The sequence below is a fragment of the Salipiger bermudensis genome, from assembly GCF_020171625.1.
Taxonomy (GTDB): domain Bacteria; phylum Pseudomonadota; class Alphaproteobacteria; order Rhodobacterales; family Rhodobacteraceae; genus Salipiger; species Salipiger bermudensis_B.
On the sequence record NZ_JAIUZY010000011.1, the window covers coordinates 188302 to 199810 of the forward strand.

General features: G+C 65.1%; 6 protein-coding genes. 4 read left to right on the top strand and 2 right to left on the bottom strand.

Annotated elements, in window-relative coordinates:
* Positions 1–276 precede the first annotated feature (276 nt).
* The 4 genes from LCM15_RS17660 (at position 277) to LCM15_RS17675 (ending at position 5232) form a co-directional block, all read left to right on the top strand.
* Positions 277–1071: a sulfotransferase family 2 domain-containing protein gene (locus LCM15_RS17660; RefSeq protein WP_224858734.1), complete on the top strand. Its 795-nt coding sequence runs from the start codon at positions 277–279 to the stop codon at positions 1069–1071.
* A gap of 9 nt (positions 1072–1080) precedes the next feature.
* Entirely contained in the window at positions 1081–2376 is a 1296-nt protein-coding gene (locus LCM15_RS17665) for an O-antigen ligase family protein (protein WP_224858735.1), read from the top strand.
* Between the two features lie 97 nt (positions 2377–2473).
* Positions 2474–3247 (top strand): sulfotransferase, encoded by a 774-nt coding sequence (locus LCM15_RS17670; protein WP_224858737.1) that lies wholly within the window; start codon positions 2474–2476, stop codon positions 3245–3247.
* Positions 3248–3297: 50 nt separating this feature from the next.
* The gene (locus LCM15_RS17675) at positions 3298–5232 is read left to right on the top strand and encodes an acyltransferase family protein (RefSeq protein WP_224858739.1); all 1935 of its coding nucleotides are present in this window, start codon (positions 3298–3300) and stop codon (positions 5230–5232) included.
* A gap of 24 nt (positions 5233–5256) precedes the next feature.
* Here the strand turns inward: LCM15_RS17675 and LCM15_RS17680 are convergent, their stop codons facing one another.
* Positions 5257–8430, bottom strand: a complete 3174-nt coding sequence (locus LCM15_RS17680) for a family 16 glycosylhydrolase (RefSeq protein WP_224858741.1) — start codon at positions 8428–8430, stop codon at positions 5257–5259.
* Positions 8431–8821: 391 nt separating this feature from the next.
* Complete coding sequence (locus LCM15_RS17685; RefSeq protein WP_224858742.1) at positions 8822–10786, bottom strand: acyltransferase family protein; 1965 nt, start codon at positions 10784–10786, stop codon at positions 8822–8824.
* Positions 10787–11509: the final 723 nt, after the last annotated feature.

The following is an 11509-nucleotide window of genomic DNA, read 5'->3' on the forward strand; positions in this document are numbered from 1 at the left end:
GGGGTGTTTTTTCGACCGCGACTATCGCGTGACCATTGCGTAAAGAGTCATCGCCCAATCCGTGCCTCGGGTGCTACAGTTGCCCCGGGTGTTTCCGTCGGCGGCGAAATTCGCACAACATTTACGCGCGGTTGTCCTGTAGAACGAAGGCACGGGCGGTCTTCGGGACAGCGCGGACATTTTGAGTATAAATTTACCTGTGGCCTGAATTTGCGGGCATGCATCACAGGGACAGGAGAGCGGTATATGGCGCGCAAGGCTCCTTTCAGGGAACGCATGACCAGACGGCTGGCCATCGCCTCCGGTCGCGGACGACGGTCCTTTCCCGGCGCGGCGCCGAAGCATCGCAGCGTCTACCTCCACCTCCCCAAATGCGGCGGCACCTCTTTGTCGGAAGCGATGTACGCCACCGTTCCGATCAACCAGCGCATCGGCGTGATCGATGCGGTCTCGACCCGTCGCGCCCTCGCGATCGAGACCTTCGACAAGGATGACGCGTTTCTCTGCCACGAGGATCTCGACACCGGCCAGCAGGTCTTCGACCTGCGCGAAACCCTGATGCTGCAGCACATGGCTTGGGACACCATGCTGATCCACGGCCATGTGTTCTGGTCGGACAAGGCGGAACGGCATTTCGGCGACAGCTACAAATACGTCACCATGATGCGCGACCCGGTGGCACGCACCGTCTCCAACTTCCGCATGGCGCAGCGCACCGGGGTCGTGACCGGCGGCATGGACGCGTACCTCGAGAGCGACGTGGCGAAGCGGCAGGCGCGGGTCTTCCTGCGCTATCTGGCCAGCCGCAACGATATCCCCGACGACGATCTCCCGGCGGCGGTGGCGCTGGCCAAGAGCCGGGTGGAGAAGTTCGCCCTCATCGGCTTTCTCGACGACATCGACCGCTTTTTCTCCCGCTACCGCGAGATCTTCGGGGTCTCGCTCCGGATGTCGCAGCTGAACTCGGCGCCCGATGGCAAGCCCGACATTCCCGCCGCCGAGATGGAGGTGCTGCGCGCGCTCTGCGCGCCGGATCTCGAGATCTTCGAACACGCGCGCAGCCTGCGCTGAGCGACCGGGATGGCAGTCACCGATCAGATCCCCCTCCGCGCACAAGGCGAGACCCGCCCCGGCGAGCAGCCCTGGGCGCTGGTCGACGTGTCCCTGCTGGGTCTGACCATCGCCGCCAGTTCCGACATGCTGCTCAGGTTCGGGCCCGCGCAAACCCTGAGCTGGCTGATGTGCTACGGGCTCACCCTTCTGCGCATCGGGATGATCTTCCCGCACTTTCTGGCACTTGCCGGTCGCAACCGGATCGTCTTTGCCTACCCGTTCCTCTGCCTGTCCTCGGTGCTGTGGTCCACCGCCCCGTCCGAGAGCCTCGTGGGCGGCATCCAGTTGCTGATGACCTGCCTGATCGCGACCTTCCTCGGCTGGCGCTATTCGCTGACGCTGATCCTCCGCGCGCTCGCGGTGATCCTGTCGCTGGGCGCGGCGCTGTCGCTGCTGCACTGGGCGACCGGGATCTTCCCGTGGCCGGTCTTCACCCGCGCCGGCGGTCTGGCGGGGATCTTCTCGCACAAGAGTATGCTGGGGCTGCGGGTGCTGATCGCCGCGCTGACGATCCTCGCGCTGTGGCTGATGCCGACGCGCACCATCTCGCGCCGCTCGAAGCTCTGGCTGCTGCCCGCCATGGCGATGGTGCTGATGGCGCTGGCGTTGTCGCAGTCGGCGACGGCGCTGCTACTGCTGCCCGCGATGGCCTATGTGCTGTTTTTCCTGTGCCGGGACCGGACGCCGCCGCTGGTGATCGTGCTTCTGTTCGTGGGGGCGATGGTGATCTTTGCCATCGCGCCGCTGGTGCTGACGCTGCTGGGCTTCGATCCGATCACGTTCGTTCTCAACGCCGTCGGCAAGGACGCCACGCTCACCGGCCGCACCGAGATCTGGAAGGTGGCCGGCGAGGTAATCGGCGCGCATCCGGTTCTCGGCGTCGGGTTCGGGGCGTTCTGGAAGGCGGAGGAGTTCTCGGTGCTGCGGCTGGCGACCCAACATGCCGGCGCCATCACCAGCAGCTCGTTCCACAATTTCGCGCTGGAGATCCTCGTCTCGACGGGCCCCCTTGGGCTGCTGGCGGTGGCCGGGCTGATCGGCACCGGGCTGTCGCGGCTGGCGACGCTGCACTCGCGCACCGGATCGGTGGCGGCGGCCATCGGCATCGTGCTGATGCTCACCCTCGTGGCGACATCGTTCCTTGGGCCGGCGCTCTATCGGGGCCACGATTTCGCGATGGTTCTGGTCGTGATGCTGGTGGTCAGCGCGCAGGAGGACCTGCGCGCGGCCCACGCCGCCATTGGCCGGGGGCGGGCGGGCTGAGCTGCCGGTCCGCGCTTGGGCGGGGGCCGTGATCTGCAGGGGGCGGATCGGAGTGACTGTGATTTTGAGACGAATTTTTAAGAAGGACAGGTTGAGCATGGCATATCAGGGCGACTCCCTCCTCAAGAAGGTCCTGCAGCGCCCGGTCAAGGCGCTTGGCTACAAGATCGTCCGGCTCAAACCCTACGAAGAGCTGTCGACTCCGCCGCGCGCTGACACCGGCTTCAGCAAGCTGTTCTGCATCGGCTTCAACAAGACCGCGACCACCACCGTCGAGGCGGTGCTGCGCGACCACGGGTTCCGCCTGCCCAAGCAGGTCGATCAGGAGGTGCTGCTGCGCCCGGTGCTCGACTATCGGCGCCTCGATCTGCTGAAGGGCTTCATCGAGGAGTACGACGCGTTCCAGGACCTGCCGTTCTCGCAGAACCGGACCTACATCGCCTGCGACGCGATGTTTCCCGGCGCCAAGTTCATCCTGACGGTGCGCGACCCGGAGAAATGGGTCGAGAGCTACATCCGCTATTACCGTGACGAGTTCCAGGTGCCGGTGGACGAGGCGCCGAATGAGGCGATGTTCCGGGATCGCAACCTCTATCTCGAAAAGGGCTATGTCCACGACGTGCTGCGCCGGCTGCTGACCGTCCACGAGGATGGCAGGACCGTCACGCGCTGGGATCTCGCCTTCGATCGCGACTTCCTGAAAGAGATCTACACCCGCCGCAACGCCGAGATCATCGCGTATTTCGATGCCCGCCCGGAGGATCTGCTGGTGATCGACCCGACGACCGAGCCCGACACCGGTCGGCTGCTGGCCTTTCTCGGCATCACCGGCACCGCGCCGGGGCCGTTTCCCAAGCTCAATGCGCGCTGATCCGACATGCGTGCCGTCCGCCCCCAGACCAGACGAGACATAGGTTCCAGATGAAGCTCGGATATCGCCCGGAAATCGATGGAATGCGCGCGATCGCGGTCAGCGCGGTCATCCTCTACCACCTGAAGATCCCGTACGGCGACGGCACACTGCTGGCGGGTGGCTATCTCGGGGTGGATCTGTTCTTCGTGCTTTCGGGCTATCTCATCACCAAGATCATCCTGATCGAGTTCGACGAGGCCGACCGCTTCGACGTGGTGCAGTTCTACTGGCGCCGCGCCCGTCGCATCCTGCCGCCGCTGCTTCTCGTGATGCTGGCGACGATCCCGGTCGCGTGGGCGATCCTGTTGCCCACCGAGATGGAGCGCTTCGCCAAATCGCTGTTCGCGGCGCTCGGGTTCTACAGCAACTTCTTCTGGTTCTTCGAGCTTACCGATTACGGCGCCCAGTCGGGCCTGCTGCAGCCCTTCCTGCACACCTGGAGCCTTGCGATCGAGGAGCAGTTCTATCTGGTCTTCCCGGTGGCGCTGCTGGTGCTTTACCGCCGGCTCGGGCGGCACCGCATCGGGGCGATCATCGTCGCGTTCATGGTGCTGAGTTTCGCGGCCTCGGTGGTCAGCACCGCGGTGATGCCCGAGTTCTCGTTCTTCTCGCCGGCAAGCCGGGCGTGGGAAATGCTCGCGGGCTCTTTGCTCGCCTACATGTCGCTGCGCAAGCCCGGCGCCTTGCGGGGCTGGAAGCTGGCGTGGGGGATGCCCTCGCTCGCGCTGCTGACCCTGCTCGCGTCGCTCTGGAGCCTGAAGCTCAGCGACATCTCGCATCCCGGCTACATGACGATCCCGGTCATCCTCGCGACCTGCGCGATGATCTGGTTTGCCGACCCGCGCGAGCCGGTGACGCGGCTGCTCTCGACGCGCCCCTTCGTCATCGTGGGGAAGCTGTCCTATTCGCTGTACCTTTGGCATTTCCCGATCTTCGCCTTCGGGCGGCTGAATTCCATGGGCGAGGATCCGGGGCTCGAGATGCTGGTCTGGCTCGCGCTGACCATCCTGCTGTCGTGGCTCGGCTACCTCTTGGTGGAAAAGCCGCTGCGGTTCCGCGCCTCGCCCCGGCTGTTCGTGTCGACGATCACCGCCGGGCTTGCGGCGGTTCTGGTGTTCTCAACCACGACGCTGGTGCAGAACGGCTTTGCCAACCGGCTGGGCGATCTCGCCGCGATCTACGGTGACAACGATTACGACAACGAGGCGCTCAAGGACGCATCGTGGTCGGTGCTGGATGACATCGCCGGCGACGAGGTCGTGAGCGCAGACAATGCCCACGGGCCGTCCCGCTCCGAGGCCGGGGCGCTCTGGTTCCGCGACCCCGACACGACCCATGTGCTGATCCTCGGGAACTCGCACAGCAAGGACATGTTCAACGCGCTCTATCTCAACAACGATCTGTTCCCGGGTCACGAGTTCGCACGCTTCGGCCTTGGGGATGACTTCCCGCAGCACCAGATCGAGACGCTGCTGGCCTCGCCGAACTTCGAGGCCAGTGACCTTGTGCTGATCGCGCCGCGCTACACCGACATCACCCTGTCGCGGCTCGGGGCGCTGATCGACGCGGTCGAGGGGGCCGGCAAGCGCGTGGTGGTGGTGGGAAACACCGTCGAGTACCGGCTCGAGAACGGGCTGCCCGTCTTCGACTGGTACGTGCGGCGCGAGCAGGCGGTGCCGGCGGCGGAAGTGGTGAACCGGCTTGGCCACGATTACGAACTTGCCCGCGGCGAAGAGATCAACGCGGCGGTGCGGGCGGTCGCCCGAGAGAAGGGCGTGCCCTACCTCTCGCGCCGCGACCTGATTTGCAGCGATGACGGGGAGAGCTGCGCGCTCGTAACCCCGGACGGGCGCAAGGCGCTTTATGACTACAGCCACTGGACGCTCGAGGGCGCGCGGCATTTTGGCGCCCTCGCCGCCGGACGCAACTGGCTCGGCGAGTAGTGCTGTCTGCCCGGGGCGGGCTGCTCACACCGTGAGCAGCGCGTCATCGGCGGTCAGGACGAGATCGCGTTCGAGGTCGAAATCGGCGATGTCTACATGCCTCAGCCGCGCGAAGTTGACGATCAGCTTCGGGTCGTCGGTGGTGGTGCCGTCCCGATCGACCGACAGCATCAGATCGTCGTTCTTCTGCGTCAGGATGAGGTGGTCGCGGAGGAAGATCTCGGCCAGTTCGCTCTGGCTCGCGCCCTCGATCCCGAGCGCCGCGACAAGTCCCGAAAGGTCGACCCTGTCCTCGCCCGGCAGGAAGTCGACCACCGTGTCGGCGCCGAGGAATTCGTACTCCCACGGCGCGACGTCGGTCGCGTCCGCGTCACCAGCGGCCACCGCGGCGTCATGCTCTCGCTGGGCGGCGCGGTTGCGCGCCACGACCTCCCAGTCGCGGGCGTAGATGCTGGTCTCGAAGACGAACACGTCGGCATCGAGCCCGCCCTTCAGCTTGTCCATGCCGTGTCCGCCATCGAGCGTGTCGCGGCCCGAGGAGCCGAAGAGCTTGTCGTTGTCGCGCCCGCCGTCGAGCACATCGTCGCCGGAATTGCCGTTCAGGTAATCCTGCCCGGCGCCGCCATAGATCAGGTCGTTGCCGCCGCCGCCCACGGCAAAATCCCGCCCGTCGCCGGCCAGCAGGATATCATGCCCCGCGCCGCCCTCGACGCGGTCGTCGCCGGCCTCTGCAAAGATCAGATCGGCGCCTTTGCCGCCGCGCAGCTTGTCGTCGCCTGCACCGCCAAACAGCGAGTCATCGCCATTGCGGCCTTCGATCACGTCGTCGCCGCCTAGACCGCTCAGGATATCGCCATGCGGGCCGCCATAGATGGCATCGCCCTCGGCCCCGCCGGTGATCCGCGCGGGCGCCTCCCCGGCCACGAAGTTGCCGTTCGCCTTGGGCGTGGTGATCTCTGCGTAGTCCTCGGGCGGGGACAGCTCTCCTGCCGCGCTGTCGAACGGGTCTTCGGAGGGCAGCGCCAGATTGCTGGCCGACAGGTCCGAGACGGTCACGTCGCGCAGCGTGATGCTGTCGCCCGCATCCAGCCTGAGGACGGCATCGCGGCCCTGCTGTTCGAACGCGCCGAGCGCTTGGGCCGCCGTGGCAAAGCCCGTGCCGATGAGCGACAGCGTGTCGTCGGCGCCGAAGGACAGGATGGTGTCGTGCCCGTCTCCGGCGCGGTAGCCCACGTGGTCGGCGCCGCCGCCGAGCGCGATATGATCGTCCCCCCGCCCGCCGTGGAAGATCGTGCCGAGCGCGTTGCCGATCAGCCGGTTGCCGAGCGCGTTGCCATAGAGCGCCACGTCCACGGTGTCGTCATACAACTCGGCATTCTCGAGATTGGCGCCCAGCGTGTAGGCCGCGATGTCGAACAGGCTGTAGACCGGAGTGCCGTCCGCGTCCTCGTAGCGGTAGGTCCTGTTGAGCATCCTGTCGCGAACGAGCACCGTGTCGACGCCCTCGCCGGCCTCTTCGCGGATATAGCTGGCCCCGTTCAGCTCGTAGGTGTCGTCTCCTGCGCCGCCCGCCAGAACCTGCGCGCGCAGGACCGCGCGCGCGCCGGCGTGCTGGATCTGTGCGCTGAGATAGTCCTCACCCTCGGTGCCGAGGTAAGTCTCCCCGGTGAGCTCGCGGATGCGAGAGCCGTAATGGTAGCCCTTGCTCTCGGGCGCGATCACGCGGACCGAGGCCTCGGTGATATCGGCGAGGTCGGTGTCCTCGAAGATGATGGTCTGCGGCGCGAAGGGGTAGGCGCCGTTGATCAGCCACGCATCGTCGCCGACCTGGGTCAGCGTTGCCAGCGCTCCGGCGCTGTCGGCGAAGTTGAAGCCTTCGAGCACGAGCCTGTCGCCCTCGCCGGCATCGAAGTCGGTGATGATCTTGTTGCCCTCGCCGTGGACCACGCGGAAGGTGTCGGCGCCAGCCCCGCCGGTGAACTGGTCGAGCCCGCTGCCGCCGTAGATCACGTTGTCGAGCGCGTTGCCGGTCAGCACGTCGTCGCCGCTGAGCGTGCGGCTGCCCCGGGTGCCCGCCTCGGTCGGGGCGCGGGTCTGCACCTCGTCCTGACCGTAGAGGTAGATGGCGTCGGGCTCCGGCACCACCGCGTCATCCGGTTTCAGCGCGTAGACCTTGATCGAATCGATATCGAGGCTGCTCTGGAAGGGTGTGTCGTCGTCGTCATCGGGGTTCCACGCGAACGCACCGCCGAACTGGTTCCAGAGCACGAAATACATGTCGGTGGTGACATCGTCGGGCGTCTGGGTGCGGAAGATCTCGTGCATGTTCGACGCATCGGTCCCGAACAGGAACGAGATGTGATCGGGCGTCCATTCGATGCCGTAGTTGTAGAACTGCTCGTGGATCTCGACATCCGTTCCGGTGACCTCGTCGAGCTCTACCAGGCGCTTGTAGACGTATTTCTCGTTATTGTCGGGGTCGTACAGCGCCTGTTCCGGAGAGGAGTGGCTCTCGTCCCAGCCGTACTTGTCGAGCATGGCCTGATTGGCGAGCCGCCACTCTGCGCCGTAGATGTTGGTGATGTCGCTCGCGCTGTCATGCACCTTCTGATCGGCCTCGTCTCCGATGCCGTAGTCGTTGAACAGGACGTTGGTCCAGATTGCGTCGTCGACGCCCCGACCATTGCTGCCATCAAAGCGCCCCAGCGCTTCCATGTTGATCTCGGGCGGCCAGCCCTCGTGGGCGCTGCTGAGCCACGGCGCCGTGAGATGCCCGGTCCCGGCCGGCATCTTCACGCGCACCTCGTAATACCCATAGCTCTCCGCCCAGCTCTGGTGCAGGCTCAGCATCCCGGTCAGATAGGCGATGTCCGAGGCATCCTGCGCCCCGGCCATCACGTAGGGACTGGCGTCGAGGATCGCCTGGATGTCGCTTTGCCTGGACGGGTCGATGCGCGAGACGTTGACGCTGAGCACACCGCTCTCGACGGTGAAGGGATCGAGGCCAAGGTCGTTGCCCTCGGCATCGGTGAGCCCGGGCGCGCCGAACAGCGAGACCCTGCTGTTGTGGACCCGGTCGCCCTTTGCCATGTCCGTCGACCACAGGCCGCGGGTGCCGTCGTGAAGGTTCAGATCCTCCTTCGACCCGTCGAACTCTTCATCGATGATGAGCGTGTAGTTCTCGAAATTCACCGCCATGCGCGTCTGCCCCGCATTCTGTCTGGCGGCGTACCGCCCTTTGCACAACCTTGGATGGTTCCAGTCAAACTGCAATGCCCGTTTAGATTGGGGGCAAAATGTTGCCGAAGTTTGACGCGGATCGCGGCCCGATGCTGCTCGGGCGTGGGTATATGACTGATTACACGGCGGGATATCATTGCGCGCGCGGGCGTGATCGGGCCGGACGCGGTCCGGCTGCGGAACGGAGCTTTTGATCGGGGTTTGCTTCTGCGACCACCGGTCGAGGACAGGAGCGAAGATCAGAACAGCGACTCGACCTCAGGCTCCGCCCAAGGCCGGTGCCGCGCTGTGAGGCGTCACTTATCGGCTCCGTCGCGGCGGGGGCCTGCGGTGCCGCCAGAGCCCGTGCTCAGTTGCTGAGCGTGCTCGCGACCTGCCTGCGCAGCCAGCCGGCCGAGGCGGCGCGTTGACCGAAGAGCGCGGCACCTTCCAGCGTCCAGTGAAGATCGTCATACATTGTCTTGCGGCCCGACTTGGTCACCAGCGTGCAGTTTGCCTCGTCCGGGCAGACCAGCTCGCGCCGCGACAGGTAGGTTGCCCCGGCGGCCTCGGCGATCTCGCGGATCGCGGCGTTCTGGTCCCGGGACCGGCGGTCCTCATACTGCGTGGCAAGGGCATTCAGCTCGGAGAGTGCCGCGCTGTCCTGCGTTTTCATCAGGAACCAGTCGAACAGGGGGCGCGGCCCGCCCGCATCGAACTTGGCGGTATTGCCGAGCACAAGGACGTCTTTGCCATCGCGGTTGACCGCCTTCAGGATGGTCTGCAGGGCGGAGCGAAACTCGCGATAGTAGTTCGGAGCGATCATGATCACGTCGGCGGCCTCGAAGTTCGGCGTGTCGCGCAGAACGCTCAGATCGTCCTCGAGACGGCTTCGGTGAAGATTGAAGCGGGCGAACTCGTAATCCGGGAACCGCTCGGCATTGAGCGTCAGCGCGTTGTAGACATCCTTCGACAGGCTGTCGCCGATGATCAGCACGTTCGCCGCCTCCGCGGTCTCGAACCACAACTCGGTGCTGCCCGACTCCGACGGTCTGAGGGCGTTCCATGCGCCGATCTCTTCGTTGGGGAAGCGCCTGTTCAGCAGCTGCCAGCTCGCCGCGGCGAGGGTGGCGTTGTCGCTCTCTGCCGGGCCATAGAGCTTTGCGAGCGCTTGCGTGCGCCCCGAGGTCGCGCCGTCGCTCGTCACGCTGAAGATCGTGATGGCGGCGACAGGCACCAGCGCGGTGACGGTGCTGAGGGCGAAGGCGCGCCTGGGCACCTGGAACCGGAAGGGCCGCTCGACGAGATAGTACCCGATGGCCGAGAGCGCGAAGGTCAGCGCGATCCAGACGATCATCTCCGTCGGCGTCGGCTTGTCGATCGACATGACCCGCCCGAAGGCGAAGATCGGAAAGTGCCAGAGGTAGAGCGAGTAGGACAGCTTGCCGACCCAGACCAGCGGGGAGAGCGACAGCAGGCGCGTCACCGGCTCGGTCCTGTCGGCGCACCAGATCAGGCCGCAGGTCGCGAGGATGACGGGCACCGTCCCGATCCCGGGGTGCTGCATACTCACCAGGTCCTGTGTGGCGAACGCCCCCAGCAGCACCACGAGCGACAGCGCGGGAACCATCCGGGACACCCGCCATCGGTTGCCCGGGCCGATCTCGCGCACCAGAACCGCTAGGACGGCGCCTGCCAGCATCTCCCACGCCCGGCTGGTCGGCGTGTAGAACGAGAACGCCGGGTGCAGGACCGTCGTGATGGCGGCGAGGGCGAAGCCTGCGATGGTCATCGCCACGAGGATCCAGAGCAGAGGCCTTCTCCCGACGCGCGGCAGCAGCAGGATCAGGAACGGCGGGAACAGCAGGTAGAACTGCTCCTCGATCGCGAGGCTCCAGGTGTGCAGGAACGGCTGGAGCAAGCCCGATTGCGCGCCATACTCGCTGAGTTCGAAGAACCAGTAGCCGTTGCTGACAAAGCCGAGCGCTGCGACGAGCGAGAGCGAAAACCGGTCAAGCTCGCTTGGGAGGAGAAGACACCACGCCACCGGAAGACTTGCGAGCATGACCAGAAGCAGGGCGGGCAGAATTCGACGCGCGCGGCGGAGATAAAACTGCGGCACGCTGATCCCGCCGGTGCGGTAGAACTCGTCCAGCATGATGCCGGTAATCAGAAAACCGGAGAGAACGAAGAACAGGTCGACGCCGAGGAAGCCGCCGGAAAGAAACGTGCCCCCGGAGGTCTGTATCTTGAGGTGGTAGAGGATCACCGCGCTTACGGCGATTGCGCGCATTCCATCGATTTCGGGACGATAGCTCGACGAGGACTTGGACATAGAAAAAAGGTCACTTTCGAAAATAAATACTGTCAAAACTACAGGGCGCGCAGGCGATTGCCTCAGCGGCACGCACCCTCGGGAAATCTCCGAGGGATAGGGCAGTTCTATACGGCGCCGACAATAACCGCACAAGCTTGGAAGAATGAAAGCGGGAATGCATTTCGAATTCGTTAACGGTTGGATTGATATCCAGTAATTCGCGAGGCGCCCGCCGCGATCGCTGGTTTCCTTATAGCGTTGATATTCCCGGGCGACCTCATTGGCCCGGATGCGGGCAGTCCACTGTGAGTGACCGTCGCGTTCCGCGCGTGGTTCAAGCGCTCGACGAGGTTTTCCTCTGTCGTCGGGTCGCTCAACGCGGCTTCCCTGTATCCAGAGTTTCCAAAACTCAGCCCGTGGCACCGCGCCCCCTCGGGCCAGCCGATCGTCGCTTGATCTGTCATACGTATAATGACAGTCATATGCCAGAATCGAACGGCAGGCTGAAGCCTATCTGACAAACGTGCCGTCAGATGGCCTTGCTCCTAGCCGGAGACACCACGCAAGAGGACCGATCATGCTCACCGTCGAAACCCGCCACGCCATCCACCCCGAGCACGCAAAGGGCATGGACACCGCCGCGCTGCGGTCGCACTTCCTTGGCGAGGGGCTGTTCGCCAAGGGCGAAATCCGTCTCGTCTACACCCATTACGACCGCTTCACGCTGGGCGGCGCGGTGCC

Bases quoted from the DNA above. Each gene is read 5' to 3' on its own strand.
- LCM15_RS17660 (WP_224858734.1), top strand. From the start codon at position 277: ATGACCAGACGGCTGGCCATCGCCTCCGGTCGCGGACGACGGTCCTTT.
- LCM15_RS17665 (WP_224858735.1), top strand. From the start codon at position 1,081: ATGGCAGTCACCGATCAGATCCCCCTCCGCGCACAAGGCGAGACCCGC.
- LCM15_RS17670 (WP_224858737.1), top strand. From the start codon at position 2,474: ATGGCATATCAGGGCGACTCCCTCCTCAAGAAGGTCCTGCAGCGCCCG.
- LCM15_RS17675 (WP_224858739.1), top strand. From the start codon at position 3,298: ATGAAGCTCGGATATCGCCCGGAAATCGATGGAATGCGCGCGATCGCG.
- LCM15_RS17680 (WP_224858741.1), bottom strand. From the start codon at position 8,430: ATGGCGGTGAATTTCGAGAACTACACGCTCATCATCGATGAAGAGTTC.
- LCM15_RS17685 (WP_224858742.1), bottom strand. From the start codon at position 10,786: ATGTCCAAGTCCTCGTCGAGCTATCGTCCCGAAATCGATGGAATGCGC.